Source organism: Alphaproteobacteria bacterium (assembly GCA_033344895.1).
GTDB lineage: Bacteria > Pseudomonadota > Alphaproteobacteria > UBA8366 > Aestuariispiraceae > Pacificispira.
This window is the reverse complement of sequence record JAWPMN010000001.1, coordinates 1,194,491-1,216,034: the sequence shown is the minus strand read 5'-3', so window position 1 is coordinate 1,216,034 and position 21,544 is coordinate 1,194,491. Positions and strand designations below refer to the sequence as shown.

The 21,544-nt window shown below is 62.6% G+C and carries 21 protein-coding genes and 1 tRNA gene; 10 read left to right on the top strand and 12 right to left on the bottom strand.

Translation table 11 applies throughout. The annotated features are described in order from the left end of the window. Window positions 1–17: 17 nt before the first annotated feature. The 4 genes from R8L07_05935 (at window position 18) to R8L07_05920 (ending at window position 3,539) form a co-directional block, all read left to right on the top strand. Entirely contained in the window at window positions 18–551 is a 534-nt protein-coding gene (locus R8L07_05935; GenBank protein ID MDW3205066.1) for a TRAP transporter small permease, read from the top strand. 12 nt (window positions 552–563) lie between these two features. Beyond that, window positions 564–1,904 (top strand): TRAP transporter large permease, encoded by a 1,341-nt coding sequence (locus R8L07_05930; protein ID MDW3205065.1) that lies wholly within the window; start codon window positions 564–566, stop codon window positions 1,902–1,904. 10 nt (window positions 1,905–1,914) lie between these two features. Continuing rightward, window positions 1,915–3,018: an o-succinylbenzoate synthase gene (gene menC / locus R8L07_05925; protein MDW3205064.1), complete on the top strand. Its 1,104-nt coding sequence runs from the start codon at window positions 1,915–1,917 to the stop codon at window positions 3,016–3,018. Between the two features lie 89 nt (window positions 3,019–3,107). Continuing rightward, window positions 3,108–3,539 (top strand): c-type cytochrome, encoded by a 432-nt coding sequence (locus R8L07_05920; protein MDW3205063.1) that lies wholly within the window; start codon window positions 3,108–3,110, stop codon window positions 3,537–3,539. A gap of 14 nt (window positions 3,540–3,553) precedes the next feature. On the opposite strand, the gene R8L07_05915 is transcribed toward R8L07_05920, so the two are convergent. Next, window positions 3,554–4,588, bottom strand: a complete 1,035-nt coding sequence (locus R8L07_05915; GenBank protein ID MDW3205062.1) for a hypothetical protein — start codon at window positions 4,586–4,588, stop codon at window positions 3,554–3,556. 199 nt (window positions 4,589–4,787) lie between these two features. On the opposite strand from R8L07_05915, the gene R8L07_05910 reads away from it, so the two are divergent. Continuing rightward, on the top strand, window positions 4,788–6,470 hold the full coding sequence (locus tag R8L07_05910; GenBank protein ID MDW3205061.1) for a methyl-accepting chemotaxis protein: 1,683 nt from the start codon (window positions 4,788–4,790) through the stop codon (window positions 6,468–6,470). Here R8L07_05910 and R8L07_05905 read toward each other — a convergent pair. The 6 genes from R8L07_05905 to rmuC form a co-directional block, all read right to left on the bottom strand. Then, window positions 6,467–7,177 (bottom strand): YafY family protein, encoded by a 711-nt coding sequence (locus R8L07_05905; GenBank protein ID MDW3205060.1) that lies wholly within the window; start codon window positions 7,175–7,177, stop codon window positions 6,467–6,469. The genes R8L07_05910 and R8L07_05905 overlap by 4 nt on opposite strands. 4 nt (window positions 7,178–7,181) lie before the next feature. Next, window positions 7,182–7,562 (bottom strand): VOC family protein, encoded by a 381-nt coding sequence (locus R8L07_05900; GenBank protein ID MDW3205059.1) that lies wholly within the window; start codon window positions 7,560–7,562, stop codon window positions 7,182–7,184. Between the two features lie 94 nt (window positions 7,563–7,656). Next, on the bottom strand, window positions 7,657–8,895 hold the full coding sequence (locus tag R8L07_05895; GenBank protein MDW3205058.1) for a CaiB/BaiF CoA-transferase family protein: 1,239 nt from the start codon (window positions 8,893–8,895) through the stop codon (window positions 7,657–7,659). Between the two features lie 19 nt (window positions 8,896–8,914). Then, complete coding sequence (gene acdA / locus R8L07_05890; GenBank protein ID MDW3205057.1) at window positions 8,915–10,141, bottom strand: 3-sulfinopropanoyl-CoA desulfinase; 1,227 nt, start codon at window positions 10,139–10,141, stop codon at window positions 8,915–8,917. Window positions 10,142–10,209: 68 nt separating this feature from the next. Then, window positions 10,210–11,772, bottom strand: coding sequence for an EAL domain-containing protein (locus R8L07_05885; protein MDW3205056.1), 1,563 nt, complete (start codon window positions 11,770–11,772; stop codon window positions 10,210–10,212). Window positions 11,773–11,864: 92 nt separating this feature from the next. Beyond that, window positions 11,865–13,340, bottom strand: coding sequence for a DNA recombination protein RmuC (gene rmuC / locus R8L07_05880; GenBank protein ID MDW3205055.1), 1,476 nt, complete (start codon window positions 13,338–13,340; stop codon window positions 11,865–11,867). 231 nt (window positions 13,341–13,571) lie between these two features. On the opposite strand from rmuC, the gene R8L07_05875 reads away from it, so the two are divergent. Beyond that, complete coding sequence (locus R8L07_05875; protein MDW3205054.1) at window positions 13,572–14,192, top strand: NAD(P)H-dependent oxidoreductase; 621 nt, start codon at window positions 13,572–13,574, stop codon at window positions 14,190–14,192. 18 nt (window positions 14,193–14,210) lie between these two features. Here R8L07_05875 and R8L07_05870 read toward each other — a convergent pair whose 3' ends face one another. Beyond that, window positions 14,211–14,984: a hypothetical protein gene (locus tag R8L07_05870; protein ID MDW3205053.1), complete on the bottom strand. Its 774-nt coding sequence runs from the start codon at window positions 14,982–14,984 to the stop codon at window positions 14,211–14,213. Between the two features lie 19 nt (window positions 14,985–15,003). Here R8L07_05870 and R8L07_05865 point away from each other — a divergent pair, with 19 nt between their 5' ends. Continuing rightward, a complete protein-coding gene (locus R8L07_05865) occupies window positions 15,004–15,783 on the top strand; it encodes a hypothetical protein (protein ID MDW3205052.1) in 780 nt (259 codons plus the stop codon). 92 nt (window positions 15,784–15,875) lie between these two features. Here R8L07_05865 and R8L07_05860 read toward each other — a convergent pair. Next, a tRNA-Ala gene (locus R8L07_05860) sits at window positions 15,876–15,951 on the bottom strand. 222 nt (window positions 15,952–16,173) lie between these two features. On the opposite strand from R8L07_05860, the gene R8L07_05855 reads away from it, so the two are divergent. The 3 genes from R8L07_05855 to folD are packed head-to-tail and all read left to right on the top strand — an operon-like array spanning window position 16,174 to window position 17,705. Continuing rightward, window positions 16,174–16,446 carry a YggT family protein gene (locus tag R8L07_05855; protein MDW3205051.1) on the top strand — a complete coding sequence of 91 codons (273 nt, stop codon included), beginning with the start codon at window positions 16,174–16,176 and terminating at the stop codon, window positions 16,444–16,446. A 6-nt stretch (window positions 16,447–16,452) separates the two neighbouring features. Then, window positions 16,453–16,785 carry a DUF167 domain-containing protein gene (locus R8L07_05850; protein ID MDW3205050.1) on the top strand — a complete coding sequence of 111 codons (333 nt, stop codon included), beginning with the start codon at window positions 16,453–16,455 and terminating at the stop codon, window positions 16,783–16,785. Between the two features lie 26 nt (window positions 16,786–16,811). Then, window positions 16,812–17,705, top strand: a complete 894-nt coding sequence (gene folD / locus R8L07_05845) for a bifunctional methylenetetrahydrofolate dehydrogenase/methenyltetrahydrofolate cyclohydrolase FolD (protein ID MDW3205049.1) — start codon at window positions 16,812–16,814, stop codon at window positions 17,703–17,705. Between the two features lies 1 nt (window position 17,706). On the opposite strand, the gene R8L07_05840 is transcribed toward folD, so the two are convergent. The 3 genes from R8L07_05840 to R8L07_05830 form a co-directional block, all read right to left on the bottom strand. Continuing rightward, on the bottom strand, window positions 17,707–19,515 hold the full coding sequence (locus R8L07_05840) for a hypothetical protein (protein ID MDW3205048.1): 1,809 nt from the start codon (window positions 19,513–19,515) through the stop codon (window positions 17,707–17,709). Window positions 19,516–19,865: 350 nt separating this feature from the next. Then, a complete protein-coding gene (locus R8L07_05835; protein MDW3205047.1) occupies window positions 19,866–20,408 on the bottom strand; it encodes an RT0821/Lpp0805 family surface protein in 543 nt (180 codons plus the stop codon). 109 nt (window positions 20,409–20,517) lie between these two features. After that, window positions 20,518–21,507 (bottom strand): diacylglycerol kinase family protein, encoded by a 990-nt coding sequence (locus R8L07_05830; GenBank protein MDW3205046.1) that lies wholly within the window; start codon window positions 21,505–21,507, stop codon window positions 20,518–20,520. Between the last annotated feature and the right edge of the window lie 37 nt (window positions 21,508–21,544).

Genomic DNA, 21,544 nt, shown 5'->3' with positions numbered 1-21,544 from the left:
GCGGGACCAATGATGGGATGCCGAGTCTGCGGCCCGATGGCGGGCTCGGTACCCTGGACCGCATACTGGACCGGGTCGAGCGTGGACTTTCCTTCGTAGCGGGGATCGTCCTCCTGGCCATGGGGGCACTGATCACGGCCAGTGTTCTGGCCCGCGAACAGATCGGTGTCACCCTGCCCGACGATATCCTGATGGTCGGCCTGGCCATGGTCGCGGTGGTCTGTCTGCCGCTGGCCCATGTCCAGCGCGATCGCGGGCAGATCGCGGTTACCGTGATCACCGACCGGCTGCCGCCCGGTGTCGGCAAGACCGGTCTGCTGCTCGGTAATGTGATCGGGTTCCTGCTGTTCGGGTCGATTGCCATTCTGACGGTGCAGTCGGTGCCGCAAGCTTTCGCCGAAAACCATTACTACGACGGTCAGCTGTCCATTCCCGTCTGGCCGGTCAAGGTGATCTTCGGCCTCGGCATGGGGCTGTTCGCGCTTCGCCTCGGCCTGTGTGCGATCGGCGATCTGCTGGTCTGGCGCAATCGGCCACAGGCCGACGATTAGAGATTCTTCGACATGGACCCACATCTGATCGGTTATCTGGGCTTCGCACTGGTCCTGATCCTACTGGCCATTCGCGTACCCATCGCCATCGCCCTGGGAAGCGTCGCCACGGGCGGCATGCTGCTGGCCTATGCCTGGACACCCTGGCTGCCGTTTTCGTTTTCGGCCGCCCTCGGACCCGTCGGCTCCCTGCTGTCGACGACACCGATCGACTTCATCAATTCCTATGCGCTGTCGACGGTGCCGCTCTTCATCTTCATCGGACATCTGGCGTTCCAGGCCGGGTTCACGACGGATATCTACTCCGCAGCCCGGGTGTGGCTGGCCCGAATGCCGGGCGGTCTTGCCATTGCCTCGATCGTCGGCTGCGGTGGGTTCAGTGCGATCAGCGGGTCTTCCGTCGCCTGCGCTGCCGCCATGGGCCGCATTGCCGTGCCGGAAATGCTGCAGAGCCGTTACTCCCGCACCCTGGCTTCAGGATCGGTCGCCATCGGGGGGACGCTGGGATCGCTGATCCCGCCATCGATCCTTTTCATCATCTTCGGGGTCTTTGCAGAACAATCCATCGCCAAGCTGTTCCTTGCGGCGGCAGTGCCCGGCATCCTGTCGCTGATCGGGTATGTCCTGGTGGTCATGGTCTGGGTGCGATTGCGGCCCGAAGCAGCACCGAAGCCGGATGTGGAAACCGCGCGGGCGAATCGCGGGCAGGCTCTGGCCCGGTGCTGGCCGATCCTGCTGCTGTTTACAGTGATCATCGGGGGCATCTATCTGGGCGCCTTCACACCGACCGAAGCCGCGGGGGTCGGGGCCGTCGCCACTTTGGCGCTCGGTCTGGTCCTGCGCCGGCTGGATCTTTCCAGAATTGGCGAGGCACTGCGTGAAGCCGTCACTCAGTCCGCCCAGCTGTTCGCCATCGCCATCGCGGGCAAGCTGTTCGTCAATTTCATCGCGCTGACCAATGTCGCCACGCAACTGACGGACTGGATCGCGGCGGCGGAGCTTTCGGTTTTCCTGGTCATCGGACTGATCGCGCTGCTCTACATCGTGCTGGGCATGATGCTGGATCCACTGGGCATCATCCTTCTGACCCTGCCGCTCACGCTGCCGGTCGTTGAAGCCTATGGCCTGGACCTGATCTGGTGGGGCGTCATCGTGGTCAAGCTGCTGGAGATCGGTCTGGTGACCCCTCCCATCGGGTTGAACGTCTTCGTGATCAAATCCATCGTCGGCGACAAGATTCCGCTGGAGCGGATCTTCAAGGGCGTCAGCTACTTCCTGATTTCCGACTTCTTCGTGATGTTGTTGCTGCTGTTCTTTCCGATTCTATCGCTTTTCCTGCCCAGTCTGCTGTGAGCCGGCGGGGATGAACGGGGCGCCGAAAATTGAGGCGGCGGAAGTCTGGACCCTCACCCAGGACAGGCTGACGCCGTTCTCCAGCGCGAACGAGACGGTTCAGCGTGAAACTCATCCCATCGTCGCGCTGCGGGCCGGCGGGCTGACCGGGTGGGGCGAGGCGCCGGTGCCGCTGGCGCCGCTCTATCTGCCGGAAAATGTCTATTCCGTGTTGGATGCGTTGCGTCATCACCTGATCCCGCGCCTCATGGGAACCGTCCTAGATCATCCGGATTCCGCGGCGGCGGCCATGGCGCCGGTAAAAGGAAACCTGTTTGCGAAGCACGCGCTGGAAACCGCCGCGCTGGATCTGATCGCGCAACATCGCGGCACCAGCATGGCGAAGCTGCTGGGTGCGACGGCACGGCATGTCCCGGCCGGCGCGACCTTCGGATTGCCGGAGCGGGCCGAGGATCTGTTCGATCAGATCGATGAGGCGCTGGCCCTTGGACACAGCCGGGTGAAGGTCAAGATCGCGCCGGGACGTGATCGAACCATTCTCGCCCCATTGCGGAAACGTTATCCGGATCTTGCACTCACCGCGGACGGCAACAGCGCCTACGGTCTGGCGGATGCCGAGGATCTGGCGGGATTGGACGCCTTTAATCTGACCCTCCTGGAACAGCCGCTCGGATGGGACGATTTCGTGGATCATGCGGTGCTGCAGGCACGGATGCGTACGCCGGTCGCCCTGGACGAGAGCCTCCAGTCCGAGAACGACCTCAAAACAGCTCTTGCCCTCAAATCGTGCCGGGCCGTCGTCCTGAAACCCGCCCATGTCGGGGGACCCTGGCAGGCGCGAAAGCTGCACGATCTGGCCCGTGCGGCGGGATTGGCGGTCATGGTCGGCGGGATGCACGATTTCTGCATTGCCCGTGCGGCGAATATCGCGGTCGCGGCACTGCCAGGCTGCACTGTGCCGGGAGATGTCGGGGGCACGGACCGGTATTACGCGACGGATCTGGTCGATCCGCCTTTGCGGATGACCGATGAGGGAATGCCGGTTCCCGGCGCCGTATCGGTCGACCCGCGGCGATTGAAGGTGGCCGTCTCTCAATTCAGCCTTTGTGCCTGAACGATTTGCCGCAGGCCCCATTGGTTTATCCGGCGGGGGCGGCCCCTATATGCTCATATCTACACTGATTACCTGCCGGGAGCTTCAGTATGACCCACACCGCCGCCCTGAAGGCCGCTCTTGCCGCCGCGTTTCTGACCAGTCTTGCCACGCCGGCCCTGGCGGAAGCGGATCTGGCCAATGGCCAGAAGATTTTCGAAACGCGTTGCGATACCTGTCATTCGCTGGAACCTGGCAAGCGGAAGACCGGGCCGTCCCTGCATGGCGTCGGCAATCGGGCTGCCGGACAGGCCGAAAACTTCCCGCGCTATTCCAAGATCCTGCAGGCGTCGTCCGACGCCGGACTGGTCTGGGTACCGGAAAACATCGCCGCCTATGTCCAGGACCCGCAAGGGTTTCTGGAGAAGTTCAATGAGGAAGCCGGCGTTTCCGCGCGCGGGCGCACGTCCATGACCTATCGTCTGCGGGATGAGAAGGCGGCGGCCGACGTCGCGGCCTATCTGATTTCGATCAGCCAGTAACGCAGACCGAACGTCTATTTCCGGACGCTGCCGGCCCGCTGTTCCAGACGCTTGATCTGGTCCAGGCCGGGCAGGATCTCCCCCATGATGAACTCGAGGCGTGCCTGCGGGCCGCCCGGGTTCTTCTTCGTGAACCTCTTGTTCCAGTGATCCATCTTCAGGGTCAGGCCGCACAGCACGCCCCCCACGGTCACATGGTGATCGGTGATCAGCCGGCGCACTTCACGGAACCGCTCCGCGGAGATGTCGTCCCAGAAATCCTTGGTCTTTCGGTCGAAGCTTTCGAACCGGCCCGTGATCGACCCGGAAATATCGGAAAGGTCTGCATTGACCGCGGTCAGCAGTTTGTCCTTGGGCCGATCATTCTTGATCATCCACGTCTCGCGCAACTCATCCAGCCAGCCCAGGAAATTGTCGATGATCGGCACGACATGGTCCAGCCGGTCCCGGAAATAGGCCAGCGACAGGAAGATATCGCCGTAATCCTCGATGAAGTTCGGGATTTCCGTGACATTGATCTTCAATTCCTCGGCCAGCCTGTTCAGCCGCCGCATCGCCTCTGCCTTGTCGGGGTTCCGCAGTAATCCGATAAGGTCCGAGGCGCTGTCCGTGCCACCGATTTCCGCGCCGAAGACCTGCAGGATCAACGGGCGCGTGAACTCCTTCATGCGGTCGGCCAGTTCCAGATTCTTTTCATCCGACAGACGAAGGTCCTGCTGATTGTTCACTTCGATGCCCAGGGATCGCATGGAGATTCGGCAGGAATAGACATCGAAACTGGGCATTAGGGCCAGCTTCCGGATCTTCTTCACATCGGAATCCAGCGTGTCCTGATCGACTTCCGGAAAGCTGTCCTTCAGATCGGCCGGATAGATGTGGCCGCTGCCCGATTCAGCGCCGGAGAACATTTCCACAGCGGTTTCCAGCCGGTTGTTCTTGACCAGAAGGGCGCGCCGCAAGACCGGTGTGTCGATGGGGATCATCGACAGGGGAAGCATATGCAGGCTGTCCCTCGGGTCGCTTTCCGGCGGTTTCGCTTCTTCTGCCATCCGTGGCCTTTCAACAGTTCGTACTCAATGCGCTTTCACGATACATGGTAAACAGACGGACGCACTCCTGAAATGGATTTATGGTTAACCCCACCCGGACGGCCAGGGTATTCCGTGGGTCAGATATCTAATTTAAACCAATCGTTCAGCATTTCCTGTTAGAGTTGCCAAAAGGCCATGGGAATTTCTTGGGGGTAACATGCGTTTTTCGGATTGGACCATCAGCCGAAAACTGTTCGCAGGGTTCGGCGTCATCGTCGTGATCGTTCTCGCCTACGGCATCTTCAATATCCTGCAGAGCGACAAGCTTCGGAACACGGCCGAGGGCACCTATCTCGAATGGGAACGCACGGTCGTCCTGCGCGAAGTCCAGATGTACACCCTGGATATTCAGGCCCTGGTTCGCGGCATTATCGTCACCGAGGACGACTACCTGACCAAGCTCTATGACGAGCGCAGTGCGCTGTTGGACGACCGTCTGGATCAACTGGCGTCGTTGAGTGCGGGCAATGCGGAACTTTCCAATGCGGCCGCGACATTCCGGGAGACGATCGACGCCTGGCGGGACAACGTTCTGCAGCGTCAGATCGATCTGACCATGAAGAGCGGCGAACGCGACACGGCGATCGAGATCGAACGCACCGGCGAGGGCTGGCCCTATCTGGAGAAGGTCCTGAAGACCGTCGATCAGCTGACGGCGCTGCAGCGCGACAACCTTGGGGCCGCCATATCCGAATCGGACGCGTTCTTCGAATTCTATCAAATCGGGTCGATCCTGGCCCTGGCCGTCGTGCTGGTCCTCTCAGTCGGCCTGGCCTTCTGGATCGGGCGGGCTCTCTCGCGGCCGATCCTGGAAGTGACCGATGCCACCGCGCGTCTTGCCGATCAGGAACTGGACGTCGCAATTCCGCATACCTCGCGCGGCGATGAGGTCGGGCGTCTGGCCAAGGCTCTTGAGGTCTTCAAGATCAACCTCACGGAATCCGATCGTCTGGCGAAAGAACAGGCCTCCGCCGATGAGGAAAAGCGTCGGCGCGCCGCCGAGATCGAAAAACTGACCGTCGAGTTCGACACCACGGTCAGCGGCGTCGTCGACGAGATCAGTGCTGTCCTGAAGCGCCTGCAGGACTCCGTCGCCGAACTGACCAGCATTGCCAGTTCGACCCGGCAGCAGGCCGAGACGGTCCGCGGCGCGGCCGACGAGACCTCAGGCAACATGCAGACCGTGTCCGCGGCAACGGAGGAGTTGCTGGCCTCAATTCAGGAGATTTCGTCCCAGGCGACCCAATCGACCCGCGTCAGCATGGATGCCCAGGAAGATGCGAGCCGGTCCAACAAGACCGTCGGTGCCCTGTCGGAGGCCGCACAGCGAATCGGTGACGTGATCTCCCTGATCAATGACATCTCCGAACAGACCAATCTGCTGGCCCTCAATGCGACCATCGAGGCCGCCCGCGCCGGGGAGGCCGGCAAGGGCTTCGCCGTCGTGGCGAACGAGGTCAAGGCGCTGGCGGGGCAGACCGGCAAGGCGACGGAGGAAATCTCGACCCAGATCCAGACGGTGCAGAACAATACGGACGGCGCAGTGGATGCCATCCAGCGTATCGCCAGCACAATCGGTCAGGTCGCTGAAATGGCCGGTGCCATCGCCGCGGCGGTGGAGGAACAGACCGCCGCAACCCGTGAAATCAGCGGGACGGTGCAGCAGGCCTCCGCGGGGACACAGGAAATCACCCAGTCGATGGGGGCGGTCAGCGACTCTGCCGATCAGACTGCCGGCGCGGCGGAACGCCTGGATCAGGTCGTGCACGAACTGTCCGGCGCATCGGGGCGGCTCAGCCAGTCGGTGACCGACTTCCTGCGCTCGGTGCGATCCCTTTAGGGCGGATCGCAGCCGGGCCTTGAATGGCCTTCGGATTCCATGGCGCGATAGAAATCGGTCAGGGTGCAGCCACGCTCGGGCTTGAACCGCGTGCCGGTATCGGTCAGTTCGGCGATCCGGTCGACGCGGAACATGCGGAAATCGTCGCGCATCTCACACCAGGCGATCAGGGTCCAGACCTTGCCCCAGAACCACAGGCCCAGCGGCCGAACGGTCCGAAGGGTCTCCCGCCCCGCCTCGTCGCGGTATCGCAGTTCGATACGCTGCCGCCGGTCGGTTGCCAGATCCAGCGCGTCTATCCGCGTTCTGATCTCCGGCGTCATCCCGACCGCGAAGGCATGGATTTCCGTCCGCGCGACCCGCTCCCGCGCCTCGTCCGGCAGCACGGTCTCGATCTTGATCAGGGCCTCTTCGGCGGCGCGGGCCATGGCGGCCCCGCCCCAGGCGCGGATAAGGCGGGCCCCGGCGACCAGGGCGACGACCTCGTCCCGCGTGAACATCAGTGGCGGCAGATCGTACCCTGCGCGCATCACATAGCCGACGCCGGCCTCGCCCTCGATCGGCACGCCGGAGCCCTGAAGGTCGGAGATATCGCGATAGATCGTGCGCTCGGATACTTCCAGCCATTCCGCCAGTTTCGCAGCGGTGACAAGCCGACCGCCCCGCAGATGCTGGACGATCTGGAACAGGCGGTCGGCGCGTCGCATCCGGTTACTCCTGCTTCGCTTCGAAGATGCTGAAGGAGTTCCCGTCCGGATCCTGGCAATAGGTGAAGCGGCCAGGCGGAATTTCGATCGGATCGCTTACCACCTTGCCGCCGGCCGGGGCGACCTTGGCGACGGTGTCTTCCAATTTGCCGGGACTGGCAAAATGGATCGTCGGCCCGGACGCATCCTTGGCCGGCTTACCGACATAGAGATGTCCGGCGACGCCGGTATCGTCCCAGGTCGGGAACATGGCGATGGGGTTCGGCCCATCGTCATTCTTCTTTACTTCGATACCGAAGACATCGCTGTAGAAGGCGGTTCCCTTGTCCAGATCACTGACAGGGATTTCGGTCCAAACAACAAAATTCATCGGCGTGTACGGCATGGGTTGTCTCCCGTTGGGTTTTCGATGCCGCGTCTTTTACGCCACCCCTCCTGACAGCATTCTGTCAGGAACATTGTCAGGAGCAAACTTCCGTTCAGACACCGGGCGTGATCGCGCCTGTCTCCGCCAGGGCGGCGATCTCCGCTTCGTCGCAGCCCAGCACCTCCTTCAGGATTTCCTCGGTGTGCTGGCCCAGGGTCGGCGGTGCATGGCGGTAGCGGACCGGTGTTTCGGAAAACTTCACCGGGTTCGCGATCAGCGGCACCGTGCCGGATTCCGCCTGATGATGCGGTACGTCGACCCGCATGTTGCGGGCGACGATCTGCGGGTCTTCGAAGACTTCATCGACATGTTTGATCGGACCGCAGGGGACGCCGCGCGCTGCCAGGCCGTCGATCCATTCGGCAGAGGTCTTCAGTCGGGTATAGGCGGGCATGGCGGCGTAGAGGGCCTCGCGGTTCCGGACACGCAGCGAGTTCGTCGCGAAGCGCGGATCCGTTGCCAACTCCGACGCCCCGGCAAATTCGCACCATTTCTGGTACTGGGAATCGTTCCCGACGGCGAGAATGAAATAGCCGTCGCTGGATTCCATGACGGAATAGGGGACGATGTTCGGGTGCTCGTTCCCCTGGGGTTTGGGACGCTTACCGGAAAGCAGGTAATTGCATCCTTCATTGATCAGCCAGGCGACCTGGGTGTCCAGCAGGGCGCAGTCGATCTGCTGGCCCTGGCCGGTACGGTCGCGATGCCGCAGCGCGGCCAGGATCGAGGTCGCTGCATACATGCCGCACATGACGTCGGCGATCCCGACGCCGCATTTCATCGGCGGCCCGTCCTTCGGTCCGGTCAGCGACATGATCCCGCCCAGACCCTGTGCCAGAAAGTCGTATCCGGCACGGCTGGAATAGGGGCCGGTCTGACCGAAACCGGTGACCGAGCAATAGACCAGCGATGGGAAATCATCCTTCAGGTCGTCGTAGGACAGGCCGTATTTCTTCAGCCCGCCGGTCTTGTAGTTCTCGACCAGAATATCGCATTTCGGGATCAGGCGACGGATCAGGGCCTGCCCTTCGGCGCTGGCGAGATTGACGGTGATCGACCGCTTGTTCCGGTTGGCGGACAGATAATAGGCGCTTTCATCCGTCGGCTCCCCGCCATCGCCGGTCACGAACGGGGGGCCCCATTTCCGCGTGTCGTCGCCTGCGCCGGGGCGCTCCACCTTGATCACATCGGCGCCGAGATCCCCCAGCAACTGGGTTGCGGTCGGGCCCGCCAGAATCCGGCTGAGGTCGAGTATGCGGACGCCGTCCAGCGGCAACGGGGTATCGGTCATCTTGCTTTTCCGTTGAGAGTTATTCTGCGGCGGCTCTGGAAGTCTGTTTTGTAGCCAGCTTGGAATAGCCGTCGCGGGTTTGCGGGGTCTTCATGTCCAGAACGCGACCTGCAATCAGGGTCCGCAGAACCTGTGCCGTGCCGCCACCGATGGTGAACATGCGGGCATCGCGCGCGATCCGTTCCATGGGCCGGTTCCTGGAATAGCCGCGCGCACCAAAGAATTGCAGCGCGTCATTGGTGATTCTGATGGCCGATTCCGACGCCAGGACCTTGGCCTGTGCCGCCATCAGCGGGTCCGGGAAGGGATCGGCGCTCGCCGCCGCGCGATGGATCATGATCCGCGCGGCATCCAGCTGGATCGACATGTCGGCCGCCATCCATTGCAGGCCCTGAAACTCGGCAAGGGGGCGACCGAACTGTTCGCGTTCCTTCAGCCAGTCGATGCCCAGTTCGTAGGCCCCCTGCGCCAGACCCAACGCAACCGTCGCGGCACCGCAACGCTGTGAGTTGTAGGCATTCATCAGCTCGGCGAAACCGCGCCGGAAACCCGACGGCGGCAGAACCACGCGTTCGGCCGGGATTTCCAGATCGTTGAACAGGACTTCGGTTTCGGGAATGCCGCGCAGCCCCATGGTCGGTTCCCGTTTGCCGATGACCAGCCCATCGGGGGCCTCATCCCGAAAGGCCAGGAAGCCGCCGATGCCCTGATCCTCTCCAGACTCGTCAAAGACGCGCGCAAAAATCAGGTGGGTGTTGGAAACTCCGCCGCCGGTAATCCAATGCTTGCCGCCATTCACGATGTAGCGGTCGCCGCGCCGGTCGGCACGGGTCGACATTTCGGTGGCGGCCGACCCGGCATCCGGTTCCGTGATGCAGATCGCCGGCTTGTCGCCGGACAGAACCCGCTCGGCGCAGGCCTTCTTCTGTGCGTCGCTGCCATACTGCATGACGGCAGAGATCGCGCCCATATTCGCCTCGACCGCGATACGCCCGGTCACGCCGCAGACCTTGGCCATTTCCTCGATCAGCAAGGTCGCGTCCAGGAAACTTGCCCCCTTGCCGCCATGTTCGACGGGAATGGTCATGCCGAAGAACCCTTCCGCGGCCATGGCCTCGACGATATCCCAGGGATAGGCCTCCGTCCGGTCGACTTCCGCCGCGCGTGGGGCCACTGTTTCCCGGGCGAAGGCGCGGGCGCGTTCGCGGAATTCCATCTGTTCCGGGGTCAGTTCGAACTGGCTCATGGGGCATTTCTCCTTGTCGGAGAAACTGTCGCGCTTCGCGCCGTCTTAGGCAAGGCGCGCGGACGGTGTCAGGCGGCGGGTGTGGCGCGTTCGCCGCGGACCCGCTGGATGAAGGCGTCCGGCTCCATGGGTCTGGAAAAGAAATAGCCCTGCAATTCGTGAACGCCGGCTTCGGTCAGGCGCTGGGCCTGTTCATAGGTCTCGATTCCTTCGGCGACGATGGTGGTGTTCAGGGCCCCGGCCAGTTGCACCATGCGGGTGACGATCTCCGCCCGGATCGTGTCCGCCTCCAGTCCCATGACGAAGCTGCGGTCGATCTTGAGCTCGTCTAGATGCAGGTCCGCCAGATAACTCAGCGAGGAATAGCCGGTGCCGAAATCGTCGATCGACACGCGAATGCCGTGGCCGCGCAGGACGCCGGCTGCGCTGCGGATCTCATGGGCCTTGGCAAGTTCATCCTCGGTGATCTCGACGACGATCTCGGTCTCCGGATGGCTTTCGCGGTAGGGCAGCAGGGTGCTCAGCAACAGGTCGGTCCGGAATTCGGTCGGGTTGACGTTGAACGACACCTTCAGGCGGTTCTGTTTCAGCAGCGGGTCCAGATCGCGGAAGGTGCGTTCCACCACGAACCGGAACAGGTCGTCGCCCAGCCCCTTGCTGCGCACAATCGGCAGAAACGCGTCCGGCGGCACGATGCTGCCGTCATCGTCCCGCCAGCGAACCAGGACCTCACAACCGAGGGTCTGGTGGTCCTTGGCGTCGACGAAGGGCTGGTAACGGCATTCAAAGCGCGATGAGCGGAAGCCGCGCAGGAACCTTCTGTGAAAGCGGTTCAACTTGCGCAGCCGCGCAAAGCAGATGCCGGCCGCCGCGATCCCCGCGCTGAATGCCGCAATGATGGTCAGTCCGGTCGTCACCGGATCGCGCATCGGCGCCAGAAGCGGCAGGGCGAAGGTGCCGCAAAGCGCTCCGCGCACGGCATCGCTGCACCCCGACAGGGTCAGGCGGCCGTCTTCGATCCCGATGCTTTCCGCCATCGTGTCGGGCGGCGGATTGCGTGCATCGCCGTGCAGCAGGGTGAAGGTGTTCTCGCGGTCCCGGACATAGACCGTGGAATGCGCGTCATACTCCAGCGCGGAATTCAGGAAATCGCGCCGAAAGACGATGTTGAAATTGCCGGAAAAGACGATGTGGCCCTGGATCACGCCCTGGGTGACGACCAGCGGAACGTTCATCAGCAGACGCTCGCCCGTCGGCAGCATGATGGTTTCCATCTCGTCCTTGAACGGTTCCGGAAGGACGCCGCCGGTTGAGGAGCAAAGCAGCCAGTCATCTTCCAGGTATCCGATATCCCGGACATGGGCGGCCTGGAACTGCGCGGTACGCATGGCGGTCAGAAAGGGTTCGCTGCAGGGCGGATCGGGAATCCGTTCCAGCATGTCGAACAGCTTGCGATTCTCGTCCGCGATCTCCCGGACGCGCCCTTCGAACCCGTCATAGCGAAGACGCAGGTCGTCGAACGCATCCGACAGTGCAATGGACCAGCTCAAAAGCAGCACCATGGCCGCGGCTGTCAGGCCGGCCAGGATCGAAATCCAGATGAGATGCTTCCGACGCGACGTCGACGACACTGAGTAAACCCGCCCCTCCGAAACGGCGCCAACCTACACCGCGCAGTATTTCGGATTTATGAAAAACGGGCAAATCCCGCGATATCGTCCGCCTATTCGGCGGCTTCGTGGTCCTCCGGTGCGGGAAGCGGCAGCTCCAGGTCCCGGTCGGGCAGCGGCGCGCGGACATCCTGCTCGATGGGTTCAAGATCCTGAATCGTGCCGTGACTGTCCCCAACGGAAAGGTCGGTCATCTTGCGTGCCTGGGGCAGGACGCGGCTCTCCAGGCTGGCGACGAACTTGTTGTGCTTGTTCACATGGCTCTGCAGCGACTTCGTCATGCCCGCCACATCCTCGCCCAGCTTGACCATGCGTCGGTAGAGTTCCGTCGCGACCTCATGAACCTTCTGGGCATCTTTCGACGCCTTTTCCTGGCGCCAGCCATAGGCGATCGCCTTGGCCAGTCCGAGAAGCGTGGTCGGGGAGCAGACGATCACCTTCTTGTCCCAGGCATCTTCAAACAGGGCCGGGTCGCGGGCCATGGCGGCGGCGTACATCGGTTCCCCCGGGACGAACATGACGACGAAATCCACCGTGTTGGTCGGCAGGTTCTTCCAGTATTCCTTGCGGCCTAACTGATCGACATGGGTCCGGATCTGGCGCGCGTGTTCGGCCAGTTTGGCTTCGCGCCGCTCGTCGCTATCGGCCTCCATCGCTTCCAGATAGGCACTCAGGGACGTCTTGGCGTCGACCACCAGGGTTCGGTCCCCCGGCATGCGCAGCACTACGTCCGGGCGGCGGGAGCCGTCCTCGGTGGCGAAATGCTTCTCCGTCTCGAAGTCGACATATTCGGACATGCCGGCCAGTTCCAGCACGGTACGCAACTGCTGCTCGCCCCAGCGACCGCGCGTCTTGGGGGCGCTGCGCAGGGCGTTGACCAGGTTGGTCGTCGTGTCGTTCAGCTTCGAATGGCTGTCCGAAATGTGCCGGATCTGCTGAATCAACTGACCTTCGTCATGCTTGCGCCGGGTCTCCATTTCCGAAACCTGCTTCTGGAACTGCCCCAAAGCTTCCTTCAGCGGGCCGACCAGTCCCTGCATGCCGGTTTCGCCTTTTTCCTGCTGGGTCTTCATCACCTCCTGTGCCCGTTCCAGGAAGGATTTCGAAGAGCTTTCCAGCAGCGTGCCCATCATGACCTTCAGATCCTTTTCGATCTGGTCGCGGACATTGTTCAGTTCTTCGCGCTTTTCCGCATGGGCCTTGCGTTCACCGGCCAGGGTCGTCTGCAGGTTCTCGACTTCGACCCGGCGGTCTGTCAGATCGCGGACCAGGCTCTCCGCCCGCTCGCGCAGTTCCTGGCGTTCCTGGCGCAGGATGTCGCGTTCTTCGCGCAGGGACTGTTCGCGTGCCGTGGCAGCGGACAGGTCGGCCCGGCAGTTGTCGAGGGCGGAGCGGGTTTCTTCCAGCATGTCCGTCAGGTCTTCGATCTGCCCCGTTCGCGCGCGCAGAACGAACGCCCAGACCAGGGCAAATCCCAGGGCGACTCCGCCCCCGGCAATCGCAGCCGCGATGGACAGTTCGAATGGCATGATGTGCGCTCCTTGCAGGGTCGGTCGGGCGATATCGATCCTTCGAGCCGACAGCGATTCAGGAAACCCGATTCGCGATCGCCAACAAAGGTGGCTTATTGGGGTTGTTTAGGAAACAATCATGTTATTTTTACGATGATTATATTTTTCGGCGGTCGAGCCAATCTCCTTCTCAGGACAACACCGAACCAGCGCCCGGCGCCCATGGTTCCAGAGAAGGAGACAGTGATCATGACCCAGGCAACATCCAAGTTCCAGCGTCCCCCGACCGTTCTGCGCATCGATTCCAGTGCCCGTGGCACGGAATCGACGACACGGAAATTGACCGGTGATCTGATCGACAGCCTGCGGGCCAAGCATGGCGACCTGGCGATTGTCGAACGCGACGTGTCACAGACCGTAACGCCGCTGATCGATCCGGACTGGGTCAGTGCCAATTTCACCGACCCGGAAGCCCGCGACGAAGCGCAGCGGGCGGCCCTGGCCCATTCAGATACGCTGGTCGCGGAACTGAAAGCGGCCGACATCATTGTCGTCGGTGTACCGATCTACAATTTCGGTATTCCCGCGGCGCTGAAGGCCTGGGTCGATCAGATCGCCCGCGCTCGCGAAACCTTCCAGTATACCGAAGCCGGTCCCGAGGGCCTGTTGAAGGGTAAGAAGGGATACATCGTCGCCGCGTCCGGCGGGGTCGAGATCGGGTCGGATGCCGATTTCGCGACGACCCATATGAAATTCGTTCTGGGCTTTGTCGGTATCACCGACGTGACCGTCATTGCCGCCGGCCAGCAGGTCGCCGACGAGGCGGCTGCGGAAAAGGCGCAATCCGAAATCGCAGCACTGGCCGCCTGAACCACTGCTCCGCATCCGTCACACCAACGTGAGGGGAGTTGATTCTGTCCTGGTCGCGTTCCGGGGTACCGATTGAATGGGATCGGCGCTTCGGGACGCGGCATTTTTCTGTTCGCCCCATTGGGCCGATCCATGAGCAGGGCGTCGCCTTGGCGAGGGGCCGGTGCCAACTGAACGATCGAGATCAACCTCAGGGACAGAATCAATGAGCTTCAAGACCAATCTGCTGACCACCACGATGGTGCTGATGACCGGGGCCGGCTTCGCGCTGAACGCCCAGGCGAGCCAGAGTGAGGTCGAACTGACCGATGCGGTCGCCGCGGCGCCGGCCAATCCGACGGCCGAAGCCCAGGGCGGGGGATCCTGCAACCCGTGCAATCCGTGTGCAGCGAAGAACCCCTGTAACCCGTGCAATCCTTGTGGCAGCGGTTCCTGCAATCCCTGTTCTGCGGCGTGCAATCCGTGCAATCCCTGCGCCGCGAAAAATCCCTGTAACCCCTGTAATCCGTGCAATCCGTGCGGCAGTGGTTCCTGCAATCCCTGCGCGGCGGCCTGCAACCCGTGCAATCCCTGCGCGGCAAAGAATCCCTGCAACCCGTGCAACCCCTGCAATCCGTGTGGCAGCGGGGCCGACAATCCGGACGCGGTCGCGGGCTGATTCCCGACAGGCGCTGAAAAACGGGAAGGGGTGCCGGCGTCCTGCGGGCGCCCCTTCTTCGCGCCGGGATCTGTGCCGGACGGGCCTTGTGCCCCCGATATCCTGATGAAACAATTGTCCGAGGGAAGTTCCATGTTCGAAGGACATGCCGCGATGAGCGAACCGGCAGAACAGTTCCAGGGAGACGCCGAGCAGACCGATGGCCCGCTGCGACCCTTGGATCTGTCAGCGGCCCTGGCGCAATTGCCGCAATCCGAATTGAAGGTCATGCGGGACGCCGGCGAAACGGTGCTGAACTGTCAACGGGTCCTGCGCAAGACATCCAGCAACGTGGTCGGAGAGGTCCTCCGTCATCAGGGGACCTTCTATCAGTGGAACCACTATCCGAAGGGCGATGCGATCGATTGGGAGACCCATTCCCAGTACTATTACCACGCGCACCCCAAGGATGAACGTCCGGGCGAGCACGGGCACTTTCATACATTCCTGCGCTATCAGGGCATGCCCGGTGGCGTGGAGCCGCAGCAGGTCGATCCGCCGCAAAAGGCCAATGCCAATCGCATCGGTGCCCATATTGTCGCGGTGTCCTGCGACAAGAAGGGCTACGCGTCGAAACTGTTCACCACAAATCGCTGGGTCACGGATGAAACCTGGTATCCCGCTGATCAGATGGTTCGCATGATCGACCGTTTCGAGATCGATCACACCTTCCCGTCCTGGGCGACCAATATCTGGCTGACCTGTGTCATTCGTCTTTTCCGTCCGCAGATCCGCCATTTGCTGGAGCAGCGCGATCTGGCGGTTGCGGCATGGCAGGCGCGTTTTCCGGACAGGGACGTTTTCGAAGACCGGGAACTGGAAATCACGTCGGAGTTGGATGTCGATGTCGAGGCCCAGATGGCGGCGCTGAAGCCTTTCCTGACGGCCGACTGATCGGGCCCTCGGTTCCGACCCCCTCCGGTTCGGACCCCCTCCGGCTCGGGCCCGAAAATGCGAAACCCTCCGGTCGTCCCGGAGGGTTTCGTTGGTGGAGCGGAGGAGGATCGAACTCCCGACCTTCGCATTGCGAACGCGACGCTCTCCCAGCTGAGCTACCGCCCCAATATCACCGTCGGGGGAGACCCCCGAAAGCGCGGCGGAATATCGTCGCGGCGATGCCGTCTGTCAAGTCGCGAAATCGGCCCTGACACTGGCATTCAAGGCGACATGTCTTGCGGTTCTTCGTCCAGGGCCCTATTTCTGTTTGCCAAAGGGGCGATACAGGCCGGATCGAACAATTAGGGCGGGTTTAGCAAGATGGATGTCATTATCGGACCGTTGTTCATGGTCATTAATCTGGCCATCCAGATCTACATCTACCTGATTATCGCCTCGGCGGTGTTGAGCTGGCTTGTCGCGTTCAACGTGATCAATACCAGCAACCGTATCGTCTATACGATCGGCGATTTCCTCTATCGTGTCACCGAACCGGCGTTGCGACCGATCCGCCGTGTCATGCCCGATCTCGGGCCGGTTGACCTTTCTCCTATCGTGCTTCTGCTGATCCTGTTCTTCCTGCAGCAGGTTCTCGCCAATCTGGCCATGCGGATGATGTGATCCTGCATGCTGCGTCGCGACGGAGGCGGCGGGCTGCGGCTGGCTGTAAGGCTGTCGCCCAGGGCGGCGGCGGACCGAATCGCCGGACCCTCGGACGGGCCCGGTGCGACACGGTTGCTGAAGGTTCAGGTGACGGCGCCGCCGGCCGATGGAAAGGCCAATGCGGCGCTGGTCCGGTTGCTGGCAAAGACGTTCAGATGCCCGAAAACGTCGCTGAAAGTGGTTTCAGGCGCGACGGATCGCACTAAGGTCGTCGCGATCTCAGGGAACCCGGACGATCTGGCGGCGCGCATCTGCACGGCGCTGAGGCTCACGGGGGCGGATGCGAAGATTGAATAACAGGACCATCAGGAAGGGGACAGGACATGGCGGACGCTCAGATCATCGACGGGAAGGCCTTTGCAGCGGGATTGCGCGAACGGGTCGCGGGCGCGGTGGCCGCGCTGAAGGCCGACCACGGCGTCACACCGGGCCTCGCGGTGGTTCTGGTCGGTGAGGATCCTGCCAGTCAGGTCTATGTCTGCAACAAGGGCAAGCAGACCCTGGAAGCCGGCATGCAGAGTTTCGAGTACAAGATGGATGCGTCGACCAGCCAGGACGATCTGCTGGCCAAGGTCCGTGAGCTGAATGACGATCCGCGGGTCAACGGTATCCTGGTTCAGTTGCCGCTTCCGAAGCAGATCGATGAGCAGGCCGTGCTCGCCGCGATCGATCCGGACAAGGATGTTGATGGCTTTCACGTCGTCAATGTTGGCCGCCTGAACACCGGCAGTTCCGACGCTCTGGTGCCCTGCACACCGCTGGGCTGTCTGTTGCTGCTGCGCGACCATTTCGGTGGTTCGCTGTCCGGCAAGAAGGCCGTTGTCATCGGCCGGTCCAACATCGTCGGCAAACCGATGTTCAATCTGCTGCTGCAGGAAAGCTGCACCGTGACGGTAGCGCATTCCCGCACGGCGGATCTGCCGGGTGAGGTGAAGCAGGCAGACATCGTCATTGCGGCGGTCGGCCGTCCGGAAATGGTCAAAGGCGACTGGATGAAGCCGGGGGCCGTGGTCATCGATGTCGGTATCAACCGGATCGAAAAACCCGAAGGCGGCACGCGACTGGTCGGGGATGTCGACTTCGACAGTGCAAGGTCGGTTGCGTCGGCAATCACGCCGGTGCCGGGCGGGGTCGGTCCGATGACCATCGCCTGCCTGCTGCGCAACACGGTCACGGCCGCCTGCCGTCAGAACGGCATCGCCGAACCGGAAATGTAGGTCAGCCCTTCGCAGGGCCGCAGAAGGGGCGGAGCTTGTGGGCGACCCGGCGCAGGTCGGACGTGTCGCGGGTCGTCGGGTCCTCCGGGTCGCCATCGGCAATCCGGATCGCCACCATGCCCTGGGGCAGGAACTGCACGACACTGCCGCCCCATCCGCGCCCGGCGGCAATGAATTTCAGGCATCCCGGCTCCATGACGACCGGAAACCGCCAGAACCCCATATGATATCGGCCGGGTCCCGCGGGATGTGATAGTCCCGTCGGCAATCCGATTTCCCTGTCATCGCTCAATGCCTGACGGACCATCTCGGTGTTCAGAACAGTCCGTCGGACATTGGCCTGGGTGGCCCGCAGCAATAATGCGAGCCGCGCGATCTCGCCGGTGGTCGGATAGAAGCCTTCGCTGATATCGGGGATGCGGTCTTCCGAGCTGACGCCGACGGAAACGCGCATATGGCCGCGCGGAATTCCGATCGCCTTGAACAGCCGATTGATGAGCCCATCGCGCAGACCGAGGCCGTCGACAGACCTGTTTTTCGACAACCGGTCCAGGGTCAGGGCCAGCGCGAAACCGTCGGCCAGCCTGAACCGGAAGACCTCGCCTGGTGTCCACGGATAGCTTGGAAACGATAGTGCTACAGCGAGTTTCTCCTGCGCAGATTGCGCCCTGCGGATGGCCCGCGCAGTCGGATCCGTATCCGCTACAACGAAATCCGGTGTTCGGGTCGGCGTAACCTCGCCGAGGCCGGATGTCATGTTGAGCAGATCGAGGAGGCGAACTTTTCGCCATTGGGGATGGGCGTCGAATTCCGGAACCTGATCGCGGATTCGATCGGTCAGGAAACCGTCGCCGACCCATCGCACGGCATGGGCCGCTACGGGCATTGCCAGCAAGGCGGAAGAAAGAGAATGGATTCCGTGGCGCATCTGGCGACAGAAGGGATAGGGGCCATGACGTGTGTTGCACCCCGTCAGATAGACTGTTCTGTCGATGATCAAGGCACTGACCGATACCGCCCCGGCCTGGCCCGGTGGTCCGTCATACCCTGCTATGGTCTCATCTGTGTTCAGGTCGGACCAGTCGCGGTAGTCCGGGGCGCTTGCCTGGCGTGATTCATAGGCTGCAATTCGGGTTTCCGCGCCGGGGACAGCCCCCGGCGTGAAATCCGCCGCGACGGTGCCCCAGGCGTCCGCCGATCGACGGGGCGCCGTTTCCTGGGAGAACTGAAACAGGACTGGCGAGATCGGCTGCCGGTCGCCATAGCGGAACAGCGCGAGCCCGTTTCTGACGTCGCCGGTGCGGCCGTCCACAAGGGCGACGGGCAGAAGCGCACGGGAGCGTCCACCGTCCCGTGCCTCGCGCCAGATCCGACCGACGCCGAACAGCAGTGTCTTGCCGCGCTGGTCGATGACGGTGGCGGACGCGTCGGCCAGGGGCACCAACCGGTCCCCGTGACCGATCAGAGAGACCCGGGTTTCGGGCAGGACGATGCGTTCTTCACTGTCCTGACCCAGCCAGGCTGTCGTCAGTGACGTCGCCGGCAGGGTCATCTGGCCGCGAATGCCCTCTCCGGGGCCGAGGCTGGGACCGGCGGGAAGAAAACCATCAAGTGGAACCGGCGACGCCTGAGGGCCCAGATCAACCAGGTGCTGTCGCTCTGCCGGGAGGGCAAGGGCAAACAGGATCAGTGCTGAATCCAGATCCCGGGCGGCCGACAGGGGCAGTCCTTGCCCTTGGCAAGTGCCGGAAAGCGCCCCGAGGAAGATGATAGTTGCGCCAAGGAATGCGCGAATTTTAGGCAGTCGCAACGCCTGCTCCCCATGTCAGCTCGGCAGAGACACTGTGTGATCCATAGCATGACTTTCTCGCAGGCGACCCGGAAATCCGGGCTTGTCGTTCCCTGGATGTTGAGAATTGCGCCAGATTTCAGGGTTCGTGCCTAAAATTTGTGCGGTGCAATACGGCAAGAATCCTTGAAACAGAATGATTTATCTGTCAGTTTTTGCGGTGCAGCATGATCCGCCTAGTCATGTTGCGACGCGAACCGAGCCAATGGCAACGCCGCGTCCGTATTGGGCGTTTCCTCCCTAAACTTGGGCCGCGTTTCGACGCGGTCCTTTTTTCTTATGACGTGGGGGGCTGGCGGGTCGGGTTGATATCAACCACTGGTCGGGAAGACGACCCAATGCCCGGCCTCCGCCTTGCAGGCTGTCTCGCGCCCCTGTACGACCTGCCCGTCGACGGAGATCTGTGCATCGTACTCCCGGCAGATGCGCCCCTGCGTATCGAGATAGGTCCGGGTCGGCGTGATGCTGCCATGGGTGCCGGTATCGGCATTCTGCCAGGTCGCGGTCTCGCCGGTCGCGCCGGAGGTCAACGTGTTGTATGCCGTGTCATGCATGGCGGTCTTGTCATACTGGGTCAGTCGTTCCGCCAGCAGTTTGCCGCCATAGGCGCCGCCGGCCGCGCCGGCTGCGGCGAACAGCATCCGGCTGGAGCCACTTCCCAGCATCTGATAGCCCAGCACGCCCCCCAGGACGAAGCCCGAGATCACACCGATTGCAATCTTGTCCTCCCGCGACAGGTTTTCCTGCCCCGTCGTGCAACTGGTCTGCGACAGGGCAATCGCGGCGGCAAGCGCAAGGGCGATCCGCCGCCGGACTCGGGGCGGGGAGGTTACGACGGTCGATCCGCTGTTCATTCCGGTTCTCCTGAACGACTCCTCGATGGGGCGCCATTCCGGCTGCCGCATCCGGATCAGGTCTAGCAGAATCAGTGCCAGTCCGCCACAAGGCCGGGAAAACAGGGGCTCATTGTGCCGGCACCGGTTCCTTTGCCAGGGCACCATCGGTCCCGGCGGCAATTCCGGGTGCTGATTGTAGCGGGAGAACGCGGGCGAGATCGGGTACCAGAATCCTCAACGGACGGCTGCCGAGCACGATATCCATCGGGGCCTGCCCGATCACGTCCCCGTCTGACTGGATCGGCTGTCCTTCGGGGCCATCGATCCGGACCCGGTGCGCGCGCAGGACCGTCGCGTCCTTCAGGGTCGGCAGACGGTTCAGCAACAGCGCCATGGCATATTTGACAAGGGACCGGCGCCGGACACCCTTCAGCAGGACGACGCAGACACTGTCGTCCCCCATCCGGACATTCGGCGCGATGACGAATGGGCCGGCGTAGTGGCAGGCATGGGTCACGACGACAAGACCGGCTTCATGCCGAACTCCGTCGACCGTCACCTGAATACGCCCCGGTCGGCCGGAAAGAATCTCTCGTACCGCCGCCAGGACATAGGCGGTCTTGCCGAGATATCGCTTCATGCCCCGATCCACGTTGGCTACGACGCGGGCGTCGGTCCCCGCGCTGACCATCAGCAGAAATCCGCGTTTTCCGGCCAAAGCGGGCCGAATTTCCGCCACCAGACCTTCGGACGGCAGGCGGGCGGCGCGGCTCAGCTTCAGGCCCAGCCCGGTTTCGAAGGCGAAGACGTTGGCGGTGCCCAAAGGTGCGATCGTCATCGGGATCGGCCGACCGATCAGGCCGTTCGCGACCTCGTTGATCGTGCCGTCGCCGCCCGCGGCGACCACGACGTCGACCTGGGCCGGGTCCAGGTCGCGCGCGATCTGTGTCGCGTGGCCGGGACCTTCGGTTCTCCGCAACAGCACCTCATGGCCCAGCCGCCGAAGATGCCTCAGGAAACGCCGCAGGCGTCCCCGTTGCCGGAACCCTGCCACCGGATTGTAGATGACGGCCACGCGTCTGCGAATCGGGGGAGTAACCGCTGACTTGAATGCCACAGACCTGACGCTCCTTGAGAGGGTGACCCTCTGGAAA

Coding starts and splice junctions, on each gene's coding strand:
- R8L07_05935 (MDW3205066.1), top strand. CDS start 18: ATGCCGAGTCTGCGGCCCGATGGCGGGCTCGGTACCCTGGACCGCATA.
- R8L07_05930 (MDW3205065.1), top strand. CDS start 564: ATGGACCCACATCTGATCGGTTATCTGGGCTTCGCACTGGTCCTGATC.
- menC (MDW3205064.1), top strand. CDS start 1,915: ATGAACGGGGCGCCGAAAATTGAGGCGGCGGAAGTCTGGACCCTCACC.
- R8L07_05920 (MDW3205063.1), top strand. CDS start 3,108: ATGACCCACACCGCCGCCCTGAAGGCCGCTCTTGCCGCCGCGTTTCTG.
- R8L07_05915 (MDW3205062.1), bottom strand. CDS start 4,588: ATGGCAGAAGAAGCGAAACCGCCGGAAAGCGACCCGAGGGACAGCCTG.
- R8L07_05910 (MDW3205061.1), top strand. CDS start 4,788: ATGCGTTTTTCGGATTGGACCATCAGCCGAAAACTGTTCGCAGGGTTC.
- R8L07_05905 (MDW3205060.1), bottom strand. CDS start 7,177: ATGCGACGCGCCGACCGCCTGTTCCAGATCGTCCAGCATCTGCGGGGC.
- R8L07_05900 (MDW3205059.1), bottom strand. CDS start 7,562: ATGCCGTACACGCCGATGAATTTTGTTGTTTGGACCGAAATCCCTGTC.
- R8L07_05895 (MDW3205058.1), bottom strand. CDS start 8,895: ATGACCGATACCCCGTTGCCGCTGGACGGCGTCCGCATACTCGACCTC.
- acdA (MDW3205057.1), bottom strand. CDS start 10,141: ATGAGCCAGTTCGAACTGACCCCGGAACAGATGGAATTCCGCGAACGC.
- rmuC (MDW3205055.1), bottom strand. CDS start 13,340: ATGCCATTCGAACTGTCCATCGCGGCTGCGATTGCCGGGGGCGGAGTC.
- R8L07_05875 (MDW3205054.1), top strand. CDS start 13,572: ATGACCCAGGCAACATCCAAGTTCCAGCGTCCCCCGACCGTTCTGCGC.
- R8L07_05870 (MDW3205053.1), bottom strand. CDS start 14,984: ATGGAACTTCCCTCGGACAATTGTTTCATCAGGATATCGGGGGCACAA.
- R8L07_05865 (MDW3205052.1), top strand. CDS start 15,004: ATGAGCGAACCGGCAGAACAGTTCCAGGGAGACGCCGAGCAGACCGAT.
- R8L07_05855 (MDW3205051.1), top strand. CDS start 16,174: ATGGTCATTAATCTGGCCATCCAGATCTACATCTACCTGATTATCGCC.
- R8L07_05850 (MDW3205050.1), top strand. CDS start 16,453: ATGCTGCGTCGCGACGGAGGCGGCGGGCTGCGGCTGGCTGTAAGGCTG.
- folD (MDW3205049.1), top strand. CDS start 16,812: ATGGCGGACGCTCAGATCATCGACGGGAAGGCCTTTGCAGCGGGATTG.
- R8L07_05835 (MDW3205047.1), bottom strand. CDS start 20,408: ATGAACAGCGGATCGACCGTCGTAACCTCCCCGCCCCGAGTCCGGCGG.